The organism is Pseudomonas sp. Irchel 3H7, from assembly GCF_900187605.1.
In the GTDB taxonomy this organism is placed as follows: Bacteria; Pseudomonadota; Gammaproteobacteria; order Pseudomonadales; family Pseudomonadaceae; genus Aquipseudomonas.
On the sequence record NZ_FYEA01000005.1, the window covers coordinates 252460 to 273552 of the forward strand.

The window sequence follows — 21093 nt, forward strand, 5'->3', positions numbered from 1 at the left end:
ATGGCTCTTACTTGATCAGACCATCCAGCGGCGAAGAGGCGCTGGCATAGAGTTTTTTCGGCATACGGCCAGCGAGGTAGGCCAGGCGGCCTGCAACGATGGCGTGTTTCATGGCTTCAGCCATCATCACCGGCTGCTGGGCGTGGGCGATGGCCGAGTTCATCAGCACCGCATCGCAACCCAGTTCCATGGCGATGGTCGCGTCGGACGCAGTGCCGACACCGGCATCGACCAACACAGGAATCTTGGCTTCTTCGAGGATGATCTGCAGGTTGTACGGGTTGCAGATCCCCAGACCGGAACCGATCAGACCGGCCAGTGGCATCACCGCGATGCAGCCGATTTCTGCCAGTTGACGGGCAATGATCGGATCATCGCTGGTGTACACCATCACGTCGAAACCTTCCTTGACCAGCGTTTCCGCGGCCTTGAGGGTTTCGATCACGTTAGGAAACAGGGTTTTCTGGTCGGCCAGTACTTCCAGCTTCACCAGGTTGTGGCCGTCGAGCAGTTCACGCGCCAGGCGGCAGGTGCGCACAGCTTCGATGGCGTCGTAGCAGCCCGCAGTGTTCGGCAGGAAGGTGTAGCGCTCCGGCGATAGCACGTCGAGCAGGTTCGGCTCGCCTTCGATCTGGCCCAGGTTAGTGCGGCGTACGGCGAAGGTGACGATCTCGGCACCCGAGGCTTCGATGGCCTGACGGGTTTCTTCCATGTCACGGTACTTGCCGGTACCGACCAGCAAACGCGACTGGTAAGTACGACCGGCCAGAACAAAAGGCTTGTCGCTACGAACGATGCTCATGGGGAATCCTCTTTAGGAGTGAGGGTCTTGCAGAATTCTGTACCGTTGCGGGCCGGGCGATCAGCCGCCGCCGATGGCGTGCACCACTTCAACGTTGTCGCCATCGTTGAGCGTGGTGTCGGCATGCTGGCTGCGCGGGACGATATCCAGATTGAGTTCGACTGCCACTCGACGTCCGGTCAGTTCCAGACGAGTGATCAGAGCCGCAACGGTCTCGCCGTCGGGCAGTTCAAGGGATTCGCCGTTCAACTGAATGCGCATGCGTAACGCCGCCATCATTTTTAGGGGCTGGCATTCTAGCCCGATCATGACCTAAAGGTCAGTACCAAGCGTCAAGCGGTTGGTTGCAAGCGCCAAGCGGCGAGGCCCAGGCAAACCCAACCGGCCAGAAATGCCAAGCCACCGAACGGGGTGATGATGCCGAGCTTGCTGATGCCGGTGGTGGTCAGCACGTACAGGCTGCCGGAGAACAGCAGGATGCCCACGGTGAAGGAAACGCCGGCCCAAGCGACCAGTCGACCCTGAATCTGCGTGGCCAACAGCGCCACACCGAACAGCGCCAAGGTATGCACCAATTGATAGGTGACGCCGGTATGGAAGATCGCCAGATACTCGGGTGTCAGGCGGTTTTTCAGGCCATGGGCGGCGAAGGCACCCAAGGCGACCCCGGTAAAACCAAAAAAAGCGGCCAGCATCAAAAAGCCACGCAGCATTGGGAACTCCAGTCAGACGCGATCGGCAGGGTCTGTATAATGGCCCGCTCCACGGGTTCGGCCAAGCCATCTCTATGCTGCGTACTATTTTCCGTCGTCTCACGAAGGCCCTGCTCTGGTTCGCGGGTGGCAGCGTCTTGCTGGTGCTGGTGTTTCGCTTCGTGCCGCCGCCGGGCACCGCGTTGATGGTCGAGCGCAAGGTCGAATCGTGGATCGATGGCGAGCCGATTGACCTGCAGCGCACATGGAAGCCGTGGGACGAGATCTCCGACGATCTCAAAGTCGCGGTCATGGCCGGCGAGGATCAGAAATTCCCGGAGCACTGGGGTTTTGATTTCAGCGCGATCCAGGCTGCACTGGCGCACAACGAACTCGGCGGCTCGATTCGCGGGGCCAGCACCTTGAGCCAGCAAGTGTCGAAGAACCTGTTTCTGTGGGCTGGCCGCAGCTATCTGCGTAAAGGGCTGGAGGCGTGGTTTACTGCGCTGATCGAAGTGTTCTGGCCCAAGCAGCGAATTCTTGAGGTGTATCTGAACAGCGTCGAGTGGGATGACGGGGTGTTTGGCGCCGAAGCTGCGGCCCGCCATCACTTTGGTGTGAGCGCGAAGTCCTTGTCACGGCAGCAGGCGAGTTATCTGGCGGCTGTTCTGCCGAACCCTAGGGTGTGGAGTGCTAGCCATCCGACCGCTTATGTGTCGCGCCGGGCCGGGTGGATTCGGCAGCAGATGAGTCAGTTGGGTGGGGATAGTTATCTGTTGGGGCTGAATGATTCGCGTCGGGCACCGTGGTCTCGATAACACCGAGGATCTAAATGTAGGAGTGAGCCTGCTCGCGATAGCGGTACATCAGTGACGGCAATGCTGACTGTCACACCGCTATCGCGAGCAGGCTCACTCCTACAATGGTTTTATGTTGAAGCAGAAATGAAAACGCCCCGATCATCGCTGATCGGGGCGTTTTTTATTGCCGAGACGCCGGTTATGCGGCGATCGACAATTTGAGCTTGTTCATCGCGCTCTTTTCGAGCTGACGGATCCGCTCGGCCGACACGTTGTACTTCTGCGCCAGGTCGTGCAGCGTGGCTTTCTCTTCTGCCAGCCAGCGCTGGTAGAGGATGTCACGGCTGCGCTCGTCCAGCACTTCCAGTGCTTCGTGCAGGTTGCTGTTGGAGTTGTCACTCCAGTCGGCATCTTCCAGTTGACGCGCCGGGTCATACCGGTGGTCTTCCAGGTAGTTGGCCGGCGACTGGAAAGCGCTGTCGTCGTCGGCTTCAGCAGCCGGGTCGAAGGCCATGTCATGGCCGGTCAGGCGACTTTCCATCTCGCGCACTTCCCGTGGTTCAACGCCGAGGCTTTCCGCCACACGGTGGACTTCCTCGTTGTTCAGCCATGCCAGACGTTTCTTCTGGCTGCGCAGGTTGAAGAACAACTTGCGCTGGGCCTTGGTGGTCGCGACTTTCACAATGCGCCAGTTGCGCAGGATGAACTCGTGGATTTCCGCCTTGATCCAGTGCACGGCGAACGACACCAGACGCACACCCATTTCCGGGTTGAAGCGCTTTACGGCCTTCATCAGGCCGACGTTACCTTCCTGGATCAGGTCAGCCTGAGCCAGACCGTAGCCGGAATAGCTACGGGCGATATGTACGACAAAACGCAGGTGGGCGAGCACCATCTGCCGAGCCGCCCCCAAATCCTGCTCATAGTAGAGACTCTCGGCCAGTTCACGCTCCTGCTCCGGCGTCAGCAATGGAATGCTGTTGACGGTGTGCACGTAAGCTTCCAGGTTCGCACCCGGAACCAACGCATACGCAGGTTGCAAAGAATTGGTCATACGAAAAAACCTCCCACTTACATACTCGTGCCTCTCGGCACTGCGAAAAATTGACCGGGAATTCAAGTGCAAGTTCCCAAAAAAACCGCGAGGTCAATCACGCGCAAAAAAGATTCTACTTCGGCGCCAGCTCCCTGAGATGGCGTGCGACTGCAATCCATGCACCGATATAACCCAACAGCACCGCGCCAAGCAAGAGCGACAGACCGTCGGCAACTGGCACTCCGGCCAGCGCGAAATCACTGCCGTACAAGCCGGCCAGCCCAACCACCGCATCGTTCAGCCAGTTCAGGCCGAACGCCAATACACCCCAGGACAGAAGCCCCGCACCGAAGCCATACAACGCGCCCATATAAAGGAAGGGACGCCGCACATAACTGTCAGTGCCGCCGACGAGTTTAATCACTTCTATCTCGGTGCGGCGGTTTTCAATATGAAGACGAATGGTATTGCCTATCACCAAAAGTAATGCAGAAACCAGCAGCACTGTCAGACCGAAGACAAAACGATCGCCAAGCTTGAGGATGGCGGCCAGACGCTCGACCCAGACTAGATCAAGTTGCGCCTGTTGTACCTTGGGCAGCTCGGAAAGTTTTTGTCTTAATGCTTCCAGGGTTGGCTTGTCGACTTCATTCGGAGTGACCAGTACCACGCCCGGCAACGGGTTCTCCGGCAGCTCGCGCAGGGCTTCACCCAGTCCGGACTGTTGCTGGAACTCTTCCAGCGCCTGATCACGGCCGACATATTCAGCATCAGCTACGCCGGGCATGCCTTTGATCTGTTCGCGCAACGACTCGCCCTGTTCCGGGCTAGCGTCGAGTTGCAGATACAGCGAGATCTGCGCCGCCCGCTGCCACGAACCACCAAGACGTTCGACGTTGTTGAGCAACAGCGAAAGCCCCATCGGCAGGCTCAGCGCCACGGCCATCACCATGCAGGTGAAGAAACTGCCAATCGGCTGCTTGCCCAGGCGACGCAGGCTGTCGAGCAGGCTGGCACGATGGCTTTCGACCCACGCACGGAACAACGTGGCGAAGTCCGGACCGTCGTCTTCGTCGTGCTTTTTCTTTTTCGGCGGCTGCGGATCGGCGGCTTTCGGGGCCACGCGCTCGGAAACCTTCGGACTGCGTGTTGCACTCATACCCCGGCCTCCCCGTCGCCGATCAATCGGCCACGTTGCAGGGTCAACATGCGGTGACGCATGCGCGCGATCAGCGCCAGGTCGTGACTGGCGATCAGCACGCTGGTGCCCAGACGGTTGATGTCTTCGAACACGCCCATGATTTCCGCCGCCAGACGCGGGTCGAGGTTACCGGTCGGTTCGTCCGCCAGCAGCAAGGCCGGGCGGTGCACGATGGCGCGGGCAATGCCGACGCGCTGTTGCTGACCGGTGGACAGGTCGCCCGGGTACAGATCGGTTTTATCCGACAGCGCCACGCGTTCCAGCGCCGAATCGACACGCTTGGCGATTTCGGCCTTGGACAAGCCAAGAATCTGCAGCGGCAAGGCGACGTTGTTGAACACCGTGCGATCGAACAGCAACTGGTGATTCTGGAATACCACACCGATCTGCCGGCGCAGGAACGGAATCTGCGCGTTGCTGATGGTGCTCAGGTCTTGCCCGGCCAGCAGCAGTTTGCCACTGGTCGGACGTTCCATCGCCAGCAACAGGCGCAACAACGTGGATTTACCGGCACCGGAGTGGCCGGTGACAAACAAGAACTCGCCACGACGGACTCGAAAGCTCAGCTCATGCAAGCCGACGTGACCGTTCGGGTAGCGTTTACCGACCTGTTCGAAACGAATCATGAACGCTCCCGCTCGGCAAACAGTGCCTGGACAAAGGGTTCGGCTTCAAAGGTACGCAAATCGTCGATGCCTTCACCGACGCCGATGTAGCGGATCGGCAGGCCAAACTGCTTGGCCAGGGCGAAGATCACCCCGCCCTTGGCGGTACCGTCAAGCTTGGTCAGCGCCAGGCCGGTCAGTTCGACGGTCTGGTTGAATTGCTTGGCCTGATTGATGGCGTTCTGGCCAGTACCGGCGTCGAGCACCAGCAGCACTTCGTGCGGCGCGTCAGCGTCGAGCTTGCCAATCACACGGCGAACCTTCTTCAGCTCTTCCATCAGGTTGTCTTTGGTGTGCAGACGACCGGCGGTGTCAGCGATCAAAACGTCGATGCCGCGGGCCTTGGCAGCCTGCACGGCGTCGAAGATCACCGAAGCCGAGTCGGCGCCGGTGTGCTGGGCGATCACCGGAATCTTGTTGCGCTCGCCCCAGACCTGCAATTGTTCCACAGCGGCGGCGCGGAAGGTGTCACCGGCGGCAAGCATGACTTTCTTGCCTTCCAGTTGCAGCTTCTTCGCCAGTTTGCCGATGGTGGTGGTCTTGCCGGCGCCGTTGACGCCGACTACCAGAATCACGAAAGGCTTGTTCTGCGAGGCGATTTTCAGCGGTTGTTCGACCGGTTTGAGCATCGCGGCCAGTTCGGCCTGCAGGGATTTGTACAGCGCGTCGGCGTCGGCCAGCTCTTTGCGCGCGACCTTCTGGGTCAGACGCTGGATGATTTGCGTGGTGGCTTCGACACCCACGTCGGCGGTGAGCAGACGGGTTTCGAGGTCATCGAGCAGATCGTCGTCAATGGTTTTGCGGCCGAGGAACAGGCTGGCCATGCCCTCGCCGATGCTGGCGCTGGTTTTCGACAAACCTTGCTTGAGGCGGGCGAAGAAACCGGCTTTGGTTTCTTCGGTGCGCGGGGCTTCGACCGGGGCCTCGGCAACCACTTCGACTGGAGTAACAGGAGCAGCGACAACCGGTGCAGGTGCAGGTGCAGGCCCGGGCTCTTGGACAACTGGCGCAACAAACACGGGCGCAACAGGCTCGACAACAACCGGCGCAGGCTCAACTACCGGCTCAACCACCGGCGCCGGAGCAACCTCTGCAACGAATGCAGCAGGCGCAGGAATCTCTGGGGTGATGTGCGGCGCTGCCTCTTCAACCAATGCCACTGGCTCTTCCGCCACTGGCAAAGTCAGCCATGGCTCAGCCGCCGGGGTCAGCGGCAATTCCGCCGCTACAGGCGCTTCAGGCTCGGGTTCTGGCTCGACCGGTTGCAGCACCGGCTCGGCAATCGGCAGAACGATCGGTGCCGGCTCTTCTTCTATAACCGGAGCAGGTTCCGGTGCAGGCTCAGGAATCGCGGGCGGCTGTTCGACGACGGGCTCCTGCGGTTTCTTACGCAGCCATCCGAACAGGCTTTTCTTCTCGCCAGCCGCAGCTGGGGTCTTCTTGTCGTCGTTGGAACCAAACATGGAGGACGGCTATCTCACGGTAGCGACGCGCCATAAGGGCGCCCCGGCAAATAAATATTCGATGCAGAACAGACTGTGTTTCATCCAGCTTGTTCACGCGCAACATTTTGTCGAGGCGCCACAGGCACCTCAAAGGTCGATTAATACGAAGGACTGGAACGGCATCGTCGGCGAAAACGCAGAGTTTAGCTGACAAACTCAAAGCTTCTTCCGGGAACCCATACAACCTATCGACCGATCAGTGGCTTGATAGGCGTGGCCGCCAGTAAAACGGATCAGTATCCTAGCACCTCCTCGCCCGCCTAGGCTAAGACCAAGCGGGCAGCCCAACAGGTTAAAAAACGAATGAATGCTCTAGCCCGCCGCGCTGCAGGCCTGCTGCTCAGCACAGTCTGCCTGCCCCTTTCGGCCCTGGCGGCCGACCCGCAACCGACCCACGAATTCACCCTCGACAACGGCCTCAAGGTCGTCGTGCGCGAAGACCATCGCGCGCCCGTGGTGGTCTCGCAGGTCTGGTACAAGGTCGGCTCCAGCTACGAAACCCCGGGCCAGACCGGTCTGTCCCACGCGCTTGAGCACATGATGTTCAAGGGCAGCGAGAAAGTCGGTCCCGGCGAAGCCTCTTTGATCCTGCGTGATCTGGGCGCAGAAGAGAACGCCTTCACCAGCGACGACTTCACTGCTTATTACCAGGTGCTGGCTCGCGACCGTCTGGGCGTAGCCTTCGAACTGGAAGCGGACCGCATGGCCAATCTGCGCCTGCCGGCCGACGAGTTCGCCAAGGAAATCGAAGTCATCAAGGAAGAGCGCCGCTTGCGCACCGATGACAAGCCGATGTCCAAGGCTTACGAGCGCTACAAGGCCATGGCCTACCCGGCCAGCGGCTACCACACGCCGACCATTGGCTGGATGGCCGACCTCGACCGCATGAAGGTCGAAGAGCTGCGCCACTGGTACCAATCCTGGTACGTGCCGAACAACGCCACACTGGTGGTGGTCGGCGACGTCACTCCAGACGAAGTGAAAACCCTCGCCCAGCGCTATTTCGGCCCGATCGCCAAGCGCGACGTGCCACCGGCGAAAAAACCACTGGAACTGGCCGAGCCCGGCGAACGCCAGATCACCCTGCACGTGCAGACTCAGTTGCCTAGCTTGATGCTCGGTTTCAACGTGCCAAGCATTGCGACGGCTGAAGACAAACGCTCGGTCAACGCCTTGCGCCTGATCTCGGCCCTGCTCGACGGCGGTTACAGCGGGCGCATCCCGACGCAACTGGAGCGCGGCGAAGAACTGGTCTCCGGCGGTTCGTCGAGCTACGACGCCTACACCCGTGGCGACAGCCTGTTCACCCTCTCGGCAACGCCGAACACGCAGAAGAAAAAGACCATCGCGCAAGCCGAGGCCGGTCTGTGGAAGTTGCTGGAGCAGCTGAAAACCACCGCGCCGTCCGCCGAAGAACTCGAGCGCGTACGTGCACAAGTGATCGCCGGTCTGGTGTTCGAACGTGATTCGATCACCAGCCAGGCCACCGCCATCGGTCAACTCGAGACCGTAGGCCTGTCGTGGAAACTGATGGACACCGAACTCGCCGATCTGGAAAGCGTGACCCCGCAAGACATTCAGAACGCCGCCAAGCTGTATTTCACCCGCGAACGTCTCAGCGTCGCCCACGTCCTGCCACTGGAGACGACTCATGAGTGAGCGCAAATCCCCACGCCTGCTGCTCGGCCTGATCGCCGTGGCGGTGATTGGCTCTGCCGCGTTCTACCTGTCGCCGGGCGCTGACAGCAATGCCAGCGAAGCCCTCGACAGCGCCAAGTCCAGCCAGAAGCTGCAATCGCTGGCCGAACTCGACGGCAAGGCCCCGGCCAGCCGCAAACTCGACGTGCAAACCTGGAACACCGCCGCAGGCGCCAAAGTGCTGTTCGTCGAAGCCCATGAGCTGCCGATGTTCGACATGCGCCTGATCTTCGCCGCCGGCAGCAGCCAGGACGGCAGCGCATCGGGTCTGGCGGTACTGACCAACGCGATGCTCAACGAAGGTGTTGCCGGTAAAGACGTCGGCGCCATCGCTCAGGGCTTTGAAGGTCTGGGGGCGGATTTCGGCAACGGTGCGTTCAAGGACATGGCGTTGGCCTCGCTGCGCAGCCTGAGTGCTGCCGACAAACGCGAACCGGCCTTGAAGCTGTTCTCGGAAGTGGTCGGTAAACCGACCTTCCCGGCCGACTCCTTCGCGCGTATCAAGAACCAGATGCTCGCCGGTTTCGAATACCAGAAACAGAACCCCGGCAAACTCGCCAGCCTTGAGCTGATGAAGCGTCTTTATGGCGACCACCCGTACGCGCATTCGAGTGACGGCAATCCACAGAGCGTGCCGAAGATTACCCTTGCGCAGTTGCGTGAGTTCCACGCCAAGGCCTACGCCGCTGGCAACGTGGTCATCGCGCTGGTCGGTGATCTGTCGCGCGCGGAAGCCGAGGCGATTGCCAATCAGGTCTCCTCGGCCCTGCCCAAAGGCCCGGCGCTGGCGAAAATCGCTCAGCCGCAGGAACCGAAAGCCAGCATCAACCACATCGAGTTCCCGTCGAAGCAAACCAACCTGATGCTCGCGCAACTGGGCATCGACCGTGACGATCCGGATTACGCGGCGCTGTCGATGGGCAACCAGATCCTCGGTGGTGGCGGTTTCGGCACGCGCCTGATGAGCGAAGTGCGTGAGAAACGCGGCCTGACCTACGGCGTGTACTCGGCATTCAGCCCGATGCAGGCACGTGGCCCGTTCATGATCAACCTGCAGACCCGCGCAGAAATGAGCGAAGGCACCCTGAAACTGGTGCAGGACGTGCTCGCCGACTATCTGAAAACCGGGCCGACGCAGAAAGAACTCGATGACGCCAAACGCGAACTGGCCGGCAGCTTCCCGCTGTCCACCGCGAGCAATGCCGATATCGTCGGCCAACTTGGCGCGATGGGCTTCTATAATCTGCCGCTGAGCTATCTGGATGATTTCATGCGTCAGTCGCAAAGCCTGACCGTGGAACAAGTCCGCGACGCCCTGAACAAACACCTGAGCACGGACAAAATGGTCATCGTCACCGCTGGCCCGACCGTGCCGCAAAAGCCGTTACCGGCCCCATCTGATAAACCTGCCGAGCAACCGCTCGGGGTTCCGGAGCATTAATGGCAACTCGTTCCCCTAAAAAGCCTGCGCACAACGTCCACAACGGTGTGAACCAGTTGCGCATCATTGGCGGCCAATGGCGCAGCCGCAAGCTGAGCTTCCCCGATGCGCCGGGCCTGCGCCCGACGCCGGACCGCGTGCGTGAAACCCTGTTCAACTGGCTCGCGCCGTATGTTGAAGGGGCCAAGGTACTCGATCCGTTCGCCGGCAGCGGCGCGCTGTTTCTCGAAGCGCTGTCCCGTGGCGCGGCCATGGGCCAGGCACTGGATGCCAGCAACATTGCGGTGTCCAGCCTGAAAGAACACCTCGGTACCCTGCGCTGCACCAACGGCCAGGTGCAGACGGCCGACGCCCTGCGTTATCTGGAAACCCAGACCGCCAACGCGTACGACCTGGTGTTCCTCGATCCGCCGTTCAACCAGAACCTGCTGCCTGCCGTCTGCACCTTGCTCGAAGAGCGTCAGTGGCTGGCGCCGGACTCGTGGATCTACACTGAAAGCGAAACGGCGCCATCGACGCTGGGCCTGCCGGGCAACTGGCGCCTGCACCGCGAACAGAAATCCGGCCGGGTTTACTACGCGCTGTGGCAACGTACGGCAGAGATCGCCGGTTAATCGACCGGTCTGAATAGGCGGCGCCCCTTCCAACAGGGTCGCCGCTCTGCATCGAGAATCATCGTGTCCACCTCTTCAGAACGCTTCACCCCCGCCCTCGGCCTCGGCAATCCGCACCTGCAAACCTTGTGGGGGCCGCTGTGGCGCAAAACCGTACATATCGAGCGTGAACGTGAACGCCTATGGCTCGAGGATGGCGACTTCCTCGACCTCGACTGGCACGGCCCGCACACCGCCGATGCGCCCCTGGTGTTGGTACTGCACGGCCTGACCGGCTCCTCCAATTCGCCTTACGTCGCCGGTATCCAGAAGGCGCTGGCCGATCAAGGCTGGGCCAGCGTGGCGCTGAACTGGCGTGGCTGTTCCGGTGAACCGAATCTGCTCCCGCGCAGTTATCACTCCGGCGCCAGCGAAGACCTCGCCGAGACAATCAAGCACCTGCGCGCCAAACGACCATTGGCACCGTTGTATGCCGTCGGCTACTCCCTGGGCGGCAACGTGCTGCTCAAACATCTTGGGGAAACCGGCAGCGCCAGCGGTGTGCTCGGTGCAGTCGCAGTGTCGGTGCCGTTTCGCCTCGACCAATGCGCCGACCGCATCGGCCAGGGATTTTCCAAGGTCTATCAGGCGCACTTCATGCGCGAGATGGTCGCTTACATCAAGAACAAGCAACGGCAGTTTCAGCATGACGGTCGCGAAGACGGACTCGCCGCGCTGGCAGCCCTCGGCTCGCTGGAAAACATGCGCACGTTCTGGGATTTCGATGGCCGGGTAACCGCGCCGTTGCACGGTTTCAATGATGCCGAGGATTACTATCGCCGCGCTTCAAGCCGCTACTTCCTCGGTGAGATCCGCACGCCGACCCTGATCATTCAGGCGGCGGACGATCCGTTCGTGTTCCCGCACAGCTTGCCGCAAGCCAGTGAGCTGTCGGCGTCGACCGCTTTCGAATTGCAGGCACGCGGCGGGCATGTCGGCTTTGTCGACGGCTCGCTACGTCAGCCTGGTTATTACCTGGAACGACGCATCCCGCAGTGGCTGGCCAGCGTGCCCGCATGAGCGGTCAGGGCGAGTCGATCCGCTTCTGGCAAACCGCGCCGCTGGCCGGGGTCGAGTTGTTGTCGGCGCGCTACATCGAGCAGCGCTTCACCCCGCATGTGCACGACGGATTCGTGATCGGCATGATCATGGCCGGTGCCCAGCGTTATCGCTATCGCGGCGCCGAGCATCTGGCTGGCAGCGGCACACTGGTGTTGATCAATCCGGACGAATTGCACACCGGGCACAAAGGCACCGAGGACGGCTGGCTGTATCGGGCGTTTTATCCCGATACTTCACAGATCGTTTCGTTGCTGGATGAGTTGGAGCTGTCCACCACGAGTCTGCCGGCGTTCGGCGCCACGCTGTATCGCGATGCGGATCTGGTCAACGGCTTTGCGCAATTGCACCGCTTGCTGGAAAGCCCAGCGACCGCGCTGCAACAGCAAACGATGTGGCGCGAGATGATGTTGCTGCTGTTGCAGCGCCATGCGGCGGTGCCGGTGCCCGGTCGAGCCGGCAAGGAACACCGCGCAGTGCTGTTGGGCAAAGAATTGCTGCACGCGCAACTGGCGGCGCCACCGTCACTTGAAGAGCTCGCGGCGGCGGTCAATCTGTCGCCGTTCCATTTCGCCCGAGTGTTTCGCCGCGCTACTGGTATGCCGCCGCACACCTGGCTGATGCAGCAACGTATCGCCCAGGCCCGCGCACTCCTGCAACACGGCTGCCTGCCGGTGGAAGTCGCCACACAATTGGGGTTTGCCGATCAGAGCCACTTGAGCCGGCAATTCAAGCAGGCTTATGGCGTCGGGCCCGCCGCCTACCGTAACGCCCGGATGGAAAGCTAAAAGATCGCAGCCTTCGGCAGCTCCTACAGGGAAATGCATTCCAATGCAGGAGCTGCCGAAGGCTGCGATCTTTTGATCTTATTCGCCGGTGGCGATACCGCGCGAAGGCTCGTTGATCCACTCGCTCCATGATCCAGCGTACAACGACCCCAACGGATAACCCGCCAGACACAACGCAAACAGGTTGTGACACGCCGTCACGCCAGACCCGCAATACGCCACCAGATCCGCTGGCGAGCGCTCGCCGAGCTTGGCGGCAAAACGTTGTTTGAGCTGATCCGCCGGCAGGAATCGCCCATCGTTGCCGAGGTTGTCGGTGAACGCCGCGCATTGCGCGCCGGGAATATGTCCGGCAATCGGATCAATTGGTTCGACCTCCCCCTTGAATCGCGGCAAAGCCCGAGCATCAATCAAGGTCAACGCAGGTTGGCCAAGACGCTTTTGCAATTTTTCGGCGCTGATCAGCAGGCTCATATCCGCCTGACCACTGAAACTACCGCGACTGACCGTCGGCGCATCCAGGCTCAGCGGCAGCCCCGCCGCATGCCACGCCTTGAGCCCGCCATCGAGAATGAACACGCCATCGCGCTTGCCCAGCCACGCCAGCAACCACCACGCCCGCGCCGCGTAGGCACCGGGACCGTCATCGTACAAAATCACATCGCTGTCGTTGTTGATGCCCCAGGTCTGCAGCCGCTCGATCAACGCCGCCGGCTCGGGCAACGGATGACGGCCAGTCACGCCTTTGACCACTTTACCGCTGAGGTCACGCTCAAGATCGGCGAAGCTCGCCCCGGCAATGTGCCCTTCGGCATAGCTGCGCTGGCCGTAGTCCGGGTCTTCGAGGGCAAAACGACAATCGAGAATCACCAGTCCCGGCTGCGCCCTGCGGGCATCCAGTGCTTCGGGGCTGATCAGTTGCGCAATCGGCATAACAGGCTCCTGGGGGATTTCAACAGAACGGTTTATTTCACGTCTTCGAGGGCCTGGGCCAGCGGCACGTAGAACTCCTCGAACAACGCATTGACCTCGTCTCGCGCCTGCTCGGTGACAAACCCGGCTTCCAGCACCAGCACCTGATACACGCCACGTTTAATGGCTTGTTCACTGAGGTGGTTGGAATTCTCGCGGGTGGTGCACAGGAAGCGCACCCACGACGTCAGGATGATCCAGGCATTGAGGGTCAGGGATTCGATTTGCACGCGGTCCATATCGAGAATCCCGGCGGCGACAAAACCTTCGTAGATCGCCGCGCCCTGAATCACACAGCGTTGCGAGAAGCGCCGATAGCGGGCGGCCAGTTCCGGATCGCTGTCGAGCAGATGCTCCAGATCGCGGTGCAGAAAGCGGTAGCGCCACATCGCCGAGAGCAATTCCTTGAGATAGAAACGCTTGTCCTCGACCGTCGCCGCACGCCCCTGCGGCGGACGCAGAAAGCTGTCCACGAGGCTTTCGTACTCACTGAACAACACGGCGATGATCGCCTGCTTGTTGGGGAAGTGGTAGTACAGATTGCCGGGAGAAATCTCCATGTGGGCGGCAATGTGATTAGTGCTGATGCTGCGCTCGCCCTGTTGATTGAACAGCTCAAGGCTGTTCAGCACGATACGCTCGCTGGTTTTTATTCGTGGGGCCATGGCTTGAGCTTTAATTCAGAGTGCGTTGGGGGGCATCTTACGACCTAACCGGAAATGGATAAAACAATGCTGTGCAAGGAAGTCATTTGACTTTCTAGAGCATAGACTCTAAAAAGTTCATCATTACAATAAATCCGGAGCAGACCATGACTGCCGACATTGCCTACCTGCAAACGCTGCAACAACCGCTGGCCGAGCTGGACCGGTTGTTCGAGGCGCAGCGGGCTGCGTATGCCGCGAACCCGATGCCACCCGCCGCCCAACGCCAGCAATGGCTCAAGGCGCTGAGTGATTTGCTGAGCAACGAGCGTCAGGCATTGATCGAGGCAATCAGCTCCGATTTCAGCCATCGCAGCGCCGATGAAACCCTGCTCGCCGAGCTGATGCCAAGCTTGCACGGCATTCATTACGCCAGCCGTCATCTCAAAGGCTGGATGAAAGCTTCGCGACGCAAGGTCGGCATCGCGTTCCAGCCTGCTTCGGCAAAAGTGGTGTATCAGCCTCTGGGCGTAGTCGGCGTCATCGTGCCGTGGAATTACCCGCTGTATCTGGCCGTCGGCCCGCTGGTCGGCGCCCTGGCAGCGGGTAACCGGGTGATGCTCAAACTCAGTGAATCGACCCCGGCCACCGGCTTGTTGATGAAAGAGTTGCTGGCGAGAATTTTCCCCGAAGACCTGGTCTGCGTGGTGCTCGGTGAAGCCGACATCGGCGTGGCGTTCTCGCGCTTGCGCTTCGACCACTTGCTGTTTACCGGCGCCACCAGCATCGGCAAACACGTGATGCGCGCCGCCGCCGAAAACCTGACCCCGGTCACCCTGGAACTGGGCGGCAAGTCGCCGGCTATCGTCTCCCACGATGTGCCGCTCAAGGATGCTGCCGAGCGCATCGCCTTCGGTAAAACCCTCAACGCCGGCCAGACCTGCGTTGCCCCGGATTACGTGCTGGTGCCGGAAGACCGGGTCGGTGCTTTTGTCGAAGCCTATCGCCAGGCCGTGCAGGGTTTCTATCCGACACTCACTGACAATCCGGACTACACGGCGATCATCAACGAACGCCAATTGGCACGGCTCAACGGCTACGTCAGCGACGCCACCAGCAAGGGTGCGCTGTTGATTCCGCTGTTCGAGCAGGGCCAGGGCCGGCGCATGCCGCACAGCGTGCTGCTGAATGTCAGCGACGAGATGACGGTGATGCAGGACGAAATCTTCGGGCCGCTGCTGCCGATCGTGCCGTATCAGGATCTGGAGCAGGCATTCGCTTACATCAATCAGCGGCCACGTCCTCTGGCTCTTTACTACTTTGGCTACGACAAACGCGAACAGAACCGTGTGCTGCACGAAACCCATTCCGGCGGCGTGTGCCTGAACGACACGTTGCTGCATGTGGCTCAGGACGACATGCCGTTCGGCGGCATCGGTGCTTCCGGCATGGGCCACTACCACGGTCACGAAGGCTTTTTGACCTTCAGCAAAGCCAAAGGCGTGCTGATCAAACAGCGGTTCAACGCGGCCAGGCTGATTTATCCGCCCTACGGCAAATCGATTCAGAAACTGATCCAGAAGCTGTTCATTCGCTAAACCTTCGTCACCGCCGGGTAATAAAAATAATGCACCCAAGCCTGACCGAAACACCTGCACTGTCACGCCGTGGCCTGCTGAAATTCAGCCTCGGCGCTACGGCGTTCCTCGCCACCGCCGGACTCGGCGCCAGCCTTAGCGGCTGCTCGTCGAGCGTCGCGGCCAACGGTTTTGTCTCGCTGCGCGACGGCGACCTGCTGTTTCTGCGCGCGCTGATTCCGGTGATGCTCGACGGCGCCTTGGCGGCCGAGAAAATGCCGGTCGCTGTTGAAGGCACGCTCAAGTCGCTGGACTACAGCCTCGATCACCTGTCGCCGGAAATGCTCAAACTCATCCGGCAGTTGTTCGACGTGCTCGGCATGGCGGTGACGCGCGGGCCACTCACCGGGATCTGGGGCAGTTGGGAAAACGCCAGTGCCGAGGCGATGCGGCATTTCCTTGATCGCTGGGAAAACAGCTCGTTGAGTCTGTTACGCATGGGGCATAGCTCGTTGCAGCAGATGGTGATGATGGCCTGGTACACCCGCCCCGAATCGTGGGCGCATTGCGGTTATCCCGGCCCGCCTACCGTTTGAGATCCGCGTCGCGCCCTTCGCGAGCAGGCTCGCTGCCACAGGGGGCGACCGCCACACCTTGCATCCAAAAATAATAAAGAGAACCTGATCGATGCCCGTACCCGACCCGTTCCGCGAAGGCCTCGCCCGAGGCTGGAAAACCTACAACGGCGCACAACTGAGCGACGACCTCACCCTTGAAGCCGACGTCGCTATCATCGGCAGCGGCGCCGGTGGCGGCACCACTGCGGAAATCCTCAGCGCTGCCGGCTACAAAGTCCTGCTGATCGAAGAAGGCCCGCTGAAAACCAGTTCAGATTTCAAAATGCTCGAAGACCAGGCCTACAGCAGCCTCTATCAGGAGGGCATCGGCCGCATGAGCAAGGACGGCGCGATCACCATTCTGCAAGGCCGCGCGGTTGGCGGCACAACGCTGATCAACTGGACCTCGAGCTTTCGCACGCCGGAGCCGACCCTCGAACACTGGGCCAAAGAACACAACGTCAAAGGCCATAGCCCCACCGAGATGGCGCCGTGGTTCGAGAAAATGGAACAGCGCCTCGGCGTAGCGCCGTGGATGGTCCCGCCCAATGCCAACAACGACGTGATCCGCAAAGGCTGTGAGCAACTCGGCTACAGCTGGCACGTGATCCCGCGCAATGTGCGCGGCTGCTGGAACCTTGGTTACTGCGGCATGGGCTGCCCGACCAACGCCAAGCAATCAATGATGGTCACGACTATTCCGGCGACGCTGGAAAAGGGCGGCGAGCTGCTTTATCTGGCCCGAGCGGAGAAACTGCTGATCAGCGGCAACAAAGTCACTGGCCTGCAATGCGTGGCGATGGATGAGCGCTGCGTTGAACCGACCGGCCGCAAAATCACCGTCAACGCGAGGCATTACGTGCTCGCCGGCGGCGGCATCAACAGCCCGGCGCTGTTGCTGCGTTCGGATGCCCCGGATCCGCATAAAAACCTCGGGAAACGCACCTTCCTGCACCCGGTGAACATGTCCGCCGCGCGCTTCGACGAAGTCATCAACCCGTTCTACGGGGCGCCGCAGTCGATCTATTCCGACCATTTCCAATGGAAGGACGGCACCACCGGGCCGATGGCTTTCAAACTTGAAGTACCACCGTTGCATCCGGCACTGGCGGCCACCCTGCTCGGCGGCTTTGGCGAGGAGAGTGCGCAACACATGGCGGACCTGCCGCACACCCACGCCATGCTGGCGTTGCTGCGCGACGGTTTTCACCCGGACAGCACGGGTGGCGCAGTCGAATTACGGGGCGATGGTTCGCCGGTGCTCGACTATCAGGTTTCGCCCTACGCCTGGGACGGCCTGCGCCGGGCCTTTCATGTCATGGCCGAAATCCAGTTCGCCGGCGGTGCGAAATCGGTAATGCCGATGCACGCCGACGCCCGATACGCGAAAACCTTGGCCGAAGCGCGCACGCTGATCGATGGTTTGAGCCTTGAGCTGTACCGCACTCGGTTGGGCAGCGCTCACGTCATGGGCGGCTGCGCGATGGGCGAAGACCCGAAAAGCGCGGTCACCGACAGTCTCGGCCGGCATCATCAACTGGCTAATCTGTCGATCCATGACGGCTCACTGTTCCCCACCAGCATCGGCGCCAACCCGCAGCTGTCGGTGTATGGCCTGACCGCGCAACTGGCGACATCCCTCGTCGATCGGCTGAGAAACCCGTGAAAAAACCGATTATTGCCATCGTCTATAGTGCTTTCTTACCCAACAGGCGACTTGGCCGACCGGGACGGCTGCGATACCATCCGACTCCCCAACGGACTCCCGCCAGGACGACGCGATGAACCGAGTGTTGTACCCAGGTACCTTCGACCCTATTACCAAGGGCCATGGCGATCTGGTCGAACGCGCCTCGCGCCTGTTCGACCACGTGATCATTGCGGTCGCTGCCAGCCCGAAAAAGAACCCGCTGTTCCCGCTGGAACAACGGGTCGAACTGGCTCGCGAGGTCACCAAACACCTGCCGAACGTGGAAGTGGTCGGCTTCTCGACGCTGCTGGCGCATTTCGCCAAAGAGCAGAACGCCAATGTGTTCCTGCGTGGTTTACGCGCGGTGTCGGACTTCGAATACGAATTCCAGCTGGCCAACATGAATCGCCAGTTGGCCCCGGATGTGGAGAGTCTGTTTCTCACCCCGTCCGAGCGTTATTCGTTCATTTCCTCGACGCTGGTGCGGGAAATTGCCGCGCTGGGCGGCGATATCAGCAAATTCGTCCACCCCGCTGTGGCCGATGCGCTGACCCTGCGCTTCAAAAAGTAGGCGCTGCCGAAGGCTCGGACTGCGATCCTGGCTGTTGATTACAGCCCTTGATCGCAGCAGCGTGCACTGCGCGCGCCAATGCGGCACAATTGCGCGCATTGATTTATAGCGCCCGGGCCTGCCGCCCTGGCTGGAGTTAGCATGTCCCTGATCATCACCGACGATTGCATCAACTGCGACGTCTGCGAACCCGAGTGCCCGAACGCCGCCATCTCCCAAGGCGAAGAGATCTATGTGATCGACCCGAACCTGTGCACCCAGTGCGTCGGCCACTACGACGAACCGCAATGCCAACAGGTTTGCCCGGTGGATTGCATTCCGCTGGACGAAGCGCATCCGGAGACTGAAGAACAGTTGATGGAGAAATACCGCAAGATTATCGGCAAGGCTTGAGTCTTCCAGCGCCTGTACAGACGCCATCGCGAGCAGGCTCACTCCTACATTGGAACGCATTTCAACTGTAGGAGTGAGCCTGCTCGCGATGAGGCCGTCAGCCACACAGGAAATCCCTGATCAGCTTACTCGCGCTGCTCAAACCCCTCCCCGATACACCCCAGGCACCGCACAAAAGCGGCTTTCGCCGGATCCACCACCAACGCCTGCCCCGCATCGCCCACCCCGCCACCCAGTGCGGTAAACGGCAACGACACGACAAACGCCCCCGCACCAATCACCGTCGCCACCACCAATAAAGGTCGGGCAATCAGCAAGTCGCCGATCATCGCGTAGGCCGGGGGATTCTGGATGGTGTAACGCGGATCGCCACTGCCATTTTCCGCGGCTTGAACAGCCAGACTGGAACACAGCAGCAGCGTAACAAAGAGGACTTGCAAGGATTTCATGGCACGATCCTTCGGGCTTAACAGTGAGACAACTCACTATAGACCGTAGGACTTTTTCAGCCGTTTTCCTCAGCTCTGGCAGCGCGGGCAGAACACACTGGCACGCTGGCCCAGCTTCACTTCACGCAAGCCGGTGCCACAGACCTTGCAGTGTTCACCGCCACGGCCATAGACAAACAGTTCCTGTTGGAAATAGCCCGGCTGACCGTCACCGCCGATGAAATCGCGCAACGTCGTCCCGCCACGTTCAATGGCAGCGGCTAGAATGCGTTTGATCTCGATGGCCAGCTTCAGATAGCGCCCCCGGGAAATGCCCCCGGCTTCACGACGCGGATCAATCCCGGCAGCGAACAGCGCTTCGGTCGCATAAATATTGCCGACCCCGACCACCACCGCGTTGTCCATGATGAACGGTTTGACCGCCATCGAACGCCCGCGCGACAGCTGAAACAAACGCTCGCCATCGAACAGATCGGTCAGTGGCTCCGGGCCGAGACGAATCAGCAATTCATGATTGAGCGGATCATTGCTCCACAACATCGCGCCGAACCGTCGCGGATCGGTGTAGCGCAGCGCCAGCCCCGACTCCAGTTCAATATCGACGTGTTCATGCTTGAGCGCCGGCAAACCGACTTCGACCAGACGCAAATTGCCCGACATGCCCAAGTGGCTGATCAGCGTACCAACCTCGGCATTGATCAACAGGTACTTGGCCCGTCGTTCGACCAGAACGATTCGCTGCCCCGACAGACGCACATCGAGGTCTTCGGGGATCGGCCAGCGCAACCGCCGGTCCCGCACGATCACCCGGCTGACACGCTGGCCTTCCAGGTGCGGGGCAATCCCGCGACGAGTGGTTTCGACTTCCGGCAGTTCAGGCATAGCGTCCTCGAATCAATGCGCGCCGAGGTCGCGGATCGTTTGTTTGAGGGTTTCGAAGTCGTAATCCGACAGCCCTACGTAATCGAGTACCAACGGCCCGACGGCGTTCCATTCGAAATCTTCGGTCTGGTTGCCCAGCACGCGATACGACGCGCAGATATGCTCGGCCATTTTCAGGATCGCCAGCAGGTTTTTCAGCTGACTGTTGCGTGACGTCTCATCGCTGAAAATCGCCAGGGCGTTGTGGTGATTGGCGATGGCCGCGCTGACATGCTCCGGTAGACGCCAGGACTTGGCCGTGTAGTAACCAACCACTGCATGGTTGGTATTGAACTCGCTGTTTTCAGTGTCCACTACGCGACATTCGGCGCTGGCGTTGGCGTAAGCCTTTTCCAGAACCGTCATGTAATTGGGGAAGCGCTGCAACATCAAAGGTACGCCGCAATCGTGGAACAGGCCCAAGGCGTAAGCCTCATCGCCCGCCTGAGTGCCAATACGCTTGGCCAGCGTCAGGCACGTCATCGCCACATCCTGGGCAGTGTCCCAGAAACGGTTGAGCGTAACGATGGTGTCGTCATTCATCTCGCCCTTGATCGACTGCGCGTTGATCAGGTTGATGATCGAACGGCTGCCCAGCAGGTTCACCGCACGCTGGATCGAAGTGATCTTGTTGCTCAGGCCGTAATACGGCGAGTTGACGATTTTCAGCAGCGAACCGGACAGGCCGGGATCCTGGGAGATCAGCTTGGCGATCACCTCCAGGTCCGGGTCGGGCATGTACTGCTCCATTTGCAGATCCACCATGATCTGCGGTTGCGCCGGCACACTGATGCCTTGCAGCGATTGTTGAATCTGTTCGGTGGTCAGCTCTTGGGACATAAGTACACACTCTGGGACAGGCGGCGATTCTAACCTCTAAAAACCGCACGACGACACACCAGTGGGCAATTGTCAGGAA

Annotated in this window: 24 protein-coding genes; 12 read left to right on the forward strand and 12 right to left on the reverse strand. The window is 60.5% G+C overall.

Going from position 1 to position 21093, the window contains the following annotated elements; translation table 11 throughout:
• Positions 1–7 precede the first annotated feature (7 nt).
• From CKW38_RS11565 to CKW38_RS11575, 3 genes are all read right to left on the reverse strand, one after another.
• On the reverse strand, positions 8–802 hold the full coding sequence (locus tag CKW38_RS11565; RefSeq protein WP_007913621.1) for a thiazole synthase: 795 nt from the start codon (positions 800–802) through the stop codon (positions 8–10).
• Positions 803–862: 60 nt separating this feature from the next.
• A complete protein-coding gene (thiS, locus tag CKW38_RS11570; RefSeq protein ID WP_122604433.1) occupies positions 863–1063 on the reverse strand; it encodes a sulfur carrier protein ThiS in 201 nt (66 codons plus the stop codon).
• A gap of 71 nt (positions 1064–1134) precedes the next feature.
• Positions 1135–1515, reverse strand: coding sequence for a DUF423 domain-containing protein (locus tag CKW38_RS11575; protein ID WP_016983237.1), 381 nt, complete (start codon positions 1513–1515; stop codon positions 1135–1137).
• 74 nt (positions 1516–1589) lie between these two features.
• On the opposite strand from CKW38_RS11575, the gene mtgA reads away from it, so the two are divergent.
• The gene (gene mtgA / locus CKW38_RS11580) at positions 1590–2312 is read left to right on the forward strand and encodes a monofunctional biosynthetic peptidoglycan transglycosylase (protein WP_095112798.1); all 723 of its coding nucleotides are present in this window, start codon (positions 1590–1592) and stop codon (positions 2310–2312) included.
• Between the two features lie 181 nt (positions 2313–2493).
• On the opposite strand, the gene rpoH is transcribed toward mtgA, so the two are convergent.
• The 4 genes from rpoH to ftsY form a co-directional block, all read right to left on the reverse strand.
• The gene (gene rpoH, locus CKW38_RS11585) at positions 2494–3348 is read right to left on the reverse strand and encodes an RNA polymerase sigma factor RpoH (protein WP_007913617.1); all 855 of its coding nucleotides are present in this window, start codon (positions 3346–3348) and stop codon (positions 2494–2496) included.
• A gap of 115 nt (positions 3349–3463) precedes the next feature.
• Entirely contained in the window at positions 3464–4489 is a 1026-nt protein-coding gene (ftsX, locus tag CKW38_RS11590) for a permease-like cell division protein FtsX (RefSeq protein ID WP_077574909.1), read from the reverse strand.
• On the reverse strand, positions 4486–5157 hold the full coding sequence (ftsE, locus tag CKW38_RS11595; protein ID WP_003229148.1) for a cell division ATP-binding protein FtsE: 672 nt from the start codon (positions 5155–5157) through the stop codon (positions 4486–4488). Before ftsE ends, ftsX begins: the two co-directional genes overlap by 4 nt.
• On the reverse strand, positions 5154–6659 hold the full coding sequence (ftsY, locus tag CKW38_RS11600; RefSeq protein WP_095112799.1) for a signal recognition particle-docking protein FtsY: 1506 nt from the start codon (positions 6657–6659) through the stop codon (positions 5154–5156). The genes ftsE and ftsY overlap by 4 nt, the downstream gene beginning before the upstream one ends.
• On the opposite strand from ftsY, the gene CKW38_RS11605 reads away from it, so the two are divergent.
• The 6 genes from CKW38_RS11605 (at position 6658) to CKW38_RS11630 (ending at position 12340) form a co-directional block, all read left to right on the forward strand.
• Positions 6658–6852: a hypothetical protein gene (locus CKW38_RS11605; RefSeq protein WP_025112092.1), complete on the forward strand. Its 195-nt coding sequence runs from the start codon at positions 6658–6660 to the stop codon at positions 6850–6852. The two genes, ftsY and CKW38_RS11605, sit on opposite strands and share 2 nt — an antisense overlap.
• Before the next feature lie 152 nt (positions 6853–7004).
• Positions 7005–8360 carry a pitrilysin family protein gene (locus CKW38_RS11610; protein WP_007913612.1) on the forward strand — a complete coding sequence of 452 codons (1356 nt, stop codon included), beginning with the start codon at positions 7005–7007 and terminating at the stop codon, positions 8358–8360.
• Positions 8353–9840, forward strand: a complete 1488-nt coding sequence (locus CKW38_RS11615; protein ID WP_095112800.1) for a pitrilysin family protein — start codon at positions 8353–8355, stop codon at positions 9838–9840. Before CKW38_RS11610 ends, CKW38_RS11615 begins: the two co-directional genes overlap by 8 nt.
• A complete protein-coding gene (gene rsmD, locus CKW38_RS11620) occupies positions 9840–10454 on the forward strand; it encodes a 16S rRNA (guanine(966)-N(2))-methyltransferase RsmD (protein ID WP_095112801.1) in 615 nt (204 codons plus the stop codon). The genes CKW38_RS11615 and rsmD overlap by 1 nt, the downstream gene beginning before the upstream one ends.
• Before the next feature lie 63 nt (positions 10455–10517).
• On the forward strand, positions 10518–11513 hold the full coding sequence (locus CKW38_RS11625; protein ID WP_007913606.1) for a hydrolase: 996 nt from the start codon (positions 10518–10520) through the stop codon (positions 11511–11513).
• A complete protein-coding gene (locus CKW38_RS11630; protein ID WP_095112862.1) occupies positions 11510–12340 on the forward strand; it encodes an AraC family transcriptional regulator in 831 nt (276 codons plus the stop codon). Before CKW38_RS11625 ends, CKW38_RS11630 begins: the two co-directional genes overlap by 4 nt.
• A gap of 78 nt (positions 12341–12418) precedes the next feature.
• Here the strand turns inward: CKW38_RS11630 and CKW38_RS11635 are convergent, their stop codons facing one another.
• Entirely contained in the window at positions 12419–13273 is an 855-nt protein-coding gene (locus CKW38_RS11635; protein ID WP_095112802.1) for a sulfurtransferase, read from the reverse strand.
• Between the two features lie 32 nt (positions 13274–13305).
• Positions 13306–13977, reverse strand: coding sequence for a TetR/AcrR family transcriptional regulator (locus tag CKW38_RS11640; protein ID WP_007913599.1), 672 nt, complete (start codon positions 13975–13977; stop codon positions 13306–13308).
• A 146-nt stretch (positions 13978–14123) separates the two neighbouring features.
• Here CKW38_RS11640 and CKW38_RS11645 point away from each other — a divergent pair, with 146 nt between their 5' ends.
• The 5 genes from CKW38_RS11645 (at position 14124) to CKW38_RS11665 (ending at position 18804) form a co-directional block, all read left to right on the forward strand.
• Positions 14124–15554 (forward strand): coniferyl aldehyde dehydrogenase, encoded by a 1431-nt coding sequence (locus CKW38_RS11645; protein WP_095112803.1) that lies wholly within the window; start codon positions 14124–14126, stop codon positions 15552–15554.
• Between the two features lie 29 nt (positions 15555–15583).
• Positions 15584–16129 carry a twin-arginine translocation pathway signal protein gene (locus tag CKW38_RS11650; protein ID WP_095112804.1) on the forward strand — a complete coding sequence of 182 codons (546 nt, stop codon included), beginning with the start codon at positions 15584–15586 and terminating at the stop codon, positions 16127–16129.
• Positions 16130–16220: 91 nt separating this feature from the next.
• Positions 16221–17816: a GMC family oxidoreductase gene (locus CKW38_RS11655; RefSeq protein ID WP_095112805.1), complete on the forward strand. Its 1596-nt coding sequence runs from the start codon at positions 16221–16223 to the stop codon at positions 17814–17816.
• A gap of 115 nt (positions 17817–17931) precedes the next feature.
• Positions 17932–18411: a pantetheine-phosphate adenylyltransferase gene (gene coaD / locus CKW38_RS11660; protein WP_003229157.1), complete on the forward strand. Its 480-nt coding sequence runs from the start codon at positions 17932–17934 to the stop codon at positions 18409–18411.
• Between the two features lie 141 nt (positions 18412–18552).
• Complete coding sequence (locus tag CKW38_RS11665) at positions 18553–18804, forward strand: YfhL family 4Fe-4S dicluster ferredoxin (RefSeq protein WP_095112806.1); 252 nt, start codon at positions 18553–18555, stop codon at positions 18802–18804.
• A 125-nt stretch (positions 18805–18929) separates the two neighbouring features.
• On the opposite strand, the gene CKW38_RS11670 is transcribed toward CKW38_RS11665, so the two are convergent.
• The 3 genes from CKW38_RS11670 to CKW38_RS11680 form a co-directional block, all read right to left on the reverse strand.
• The gene (locus tag CKW38_RS11670; RefSeq protein ID WP_007913584.1) at positions 18930–19253 is read right to left on the reverse strand and encodes a hypothetical protein; all 324 of its coding nucleotides are present in this window, start codon (positions 19251–19253) and stop codon (positions 18930–18932) included.
• A gap of 69 nt (positions 19254–19322) precedes the next feature.
• Positions 19323–20135, reverse strand: a complete 813-nt coding sequence (mutM, locus tag CKW38_RS11675) for a bifunctional DNA-formamidopyrimidine glycosylase/DNA-(apurinic or apyrimidinic site) lyase (protein WP_007913582.1) — start codon at positions 20133–20135, stop codon at positions 19323–19325.
• Between the two features lie 12 nt (positions 20136–20147).
• Positions 20148–20960 (reverse strand): HDOD domain-containing protein, encoded by an 813-nt coding sequence (locus CKW38_RS11680; RefSeq protein WP_162131202.1) that lies wholly within the window; start codon positions 20958–20960, stop codon positions 20148–20150.
• Positions 20961–21093: the final 133 nt, after the last annotated feature.

Excerpts from the sequence above, each read along its gene's own strand:
- CKW38_RS11655 (WP_095112805.1), top strand. The coding sequence starts at position 16,221 with ATGCCCGTACCCGACCCGTTCCGCGAAGGCCTCGCCCGAGGCTGGAAA.
- ftsX (WP_077574909.1), bottom strand. The coding sequence starts at position 4,489 with ATGAGTGCAACACGCAGTCCGAAGGTTTCCGAGCGCGTGGCCCCGAAA.
- CKW38_RS11565 (WP_007913621.1), bottom strand. The coding sequence starts at position 802 with ATGAGCATCGTTCGTAGCGACAAGCCTTTTGTTCTGGCCGGTCGTACT.
- CKW38_RS11650 (WP_095112804.1), top strand. The coding sequence starts at position 15,584 with ATGCACCCAAGCCTGACCGAAACACCTGCACTGTCACGCCGTGGCCTG.
- ftsE (WP_003229148.1), bottom strand. The coding sequence starts at position 5,157 with ATGATTCGTTTCGAACAGGTCGGTAAACGCTACCCGAACGGTCACGTC.
- CKW38_RS11640 (WP_007913599.1), bottom strand. The coding sequence starts at position 13,977 with ATGGCCCCACGAATAAAAACCAGCGAGCGTATCGTGCTGAACAGCCTT.
- mutM (WP_007913582.1), bottom strand. The coding sequence starts at position 20,135 with ATGCCTGAACTGCCGGAAGTCGAAACCACTCGTCGCGGGATTGCCCCG.
- CKW38_RS11610 (WP_007913612.1), top strand. The coding sequence starts at position 7,005 with ATGAATGCTCTAGCCCGCCGCGCTGCAGGCCTGCTGCTCAGCACAGTC.
- mtgA (WP_095112798.1), top strand. The coding sequence starts at position 1,590 with ATGCTGCGTACTATTTTCCGTCGTCTCACGAAGGCCCTGCTCTGGTTC.
- rsmD (WP_095112801.1), top strand. The coding sequence starts at position 9,840 with ATGGCAACTCGTTCCCCTAAAAAGCCTGCGCACAACGTCCACAACGGT.
- CKW38_RS11575 (WP_016983237.1), bottom strand. The coding sequence starts at position 1,515 with ATGCTGCGTGGCTTTTTGATGCTGGCCGCTTTTTTTGGTTTTACCGGG.
- CKW38_RS11665 (WP_095112806.1), top strand. The coding sequence starts at position 18,553 with ATGTCCCTGATCATCACCGACGATTGCATCAACTGCGACGTCTGCGAA.
- CKW38_RS11630 (WP_095112862.1), top strand. The coding sequence starts at position 11,510 with ATGAGCGGTCAGGGCGAGTCGATCCGCTTCTGGCAAACCGCGCCGCTG.
- CKW38_RS11635 (WP_095112802.1), bottom strand. The coding sequence starts at position 13,273 with ATGCCGATTGCGCAACTGATCAGCCCCGAAGCACTGGATGCCCGCAGG.
- CKW38_RS11615 (WP_095112800.1), top strand. The coding sequence starts at position 8,353 with ATGAGTGAGCGCAAATCCCCACGCCTGCTGCTCGGCCTGATCGCCGTG.
- rpoH (WP_007913617.1), bottom strand. The coding sequence starts at position 3,348 with ATGACCAATTCTTTGCAACCTGCGTATGCGTTGGTTCCGGGTGCGAAC.
- CKW38_RS11605 (WP_025112092.1), top strand. The coding sequence starts at position 6,658 with ATGGAGGACGGCTATCTCACGGTAGCGACGCGCCATAAGGGCGCCCCG.
- CKW38_RS11670 (WP_007913584.1), bottom strand. The coding sequence starts at position 19,253 with ATGAAATCCTTGCAAGTCCTCTTTGTTACGCTGCTGCTGTGTTCCAGT.
- ftsY (WP_095112799.1), bottom strand. The coding sequence starts at position 6,659 with ATGTTTGGTTCCAACGACGACAAGAAGACCCCAGCTGCGGCTGGCGAG.
- coaD (WP_003229157.1), top strand. The coding sequence starts at position 17,932 with ATGAACCGAGTGTTGTACCCAGGTACCTTCGACCCTATTACCAAGGGC.
- thiS (WP_122604433.1), bottom strand. The coding sequence starts at position 1,063 with ATGCGCATTCAGTTGAACGGCGAATCCCTTGAACTGCCCGACGGCGAG.
- CKW38_RS11645 (WP_095112803.1), top strand. The coding sequence starts at position 14,124 with ATGACTGCCGACATTGCCTACCTGCAAACGCTGCAACAACCGCTGGCC.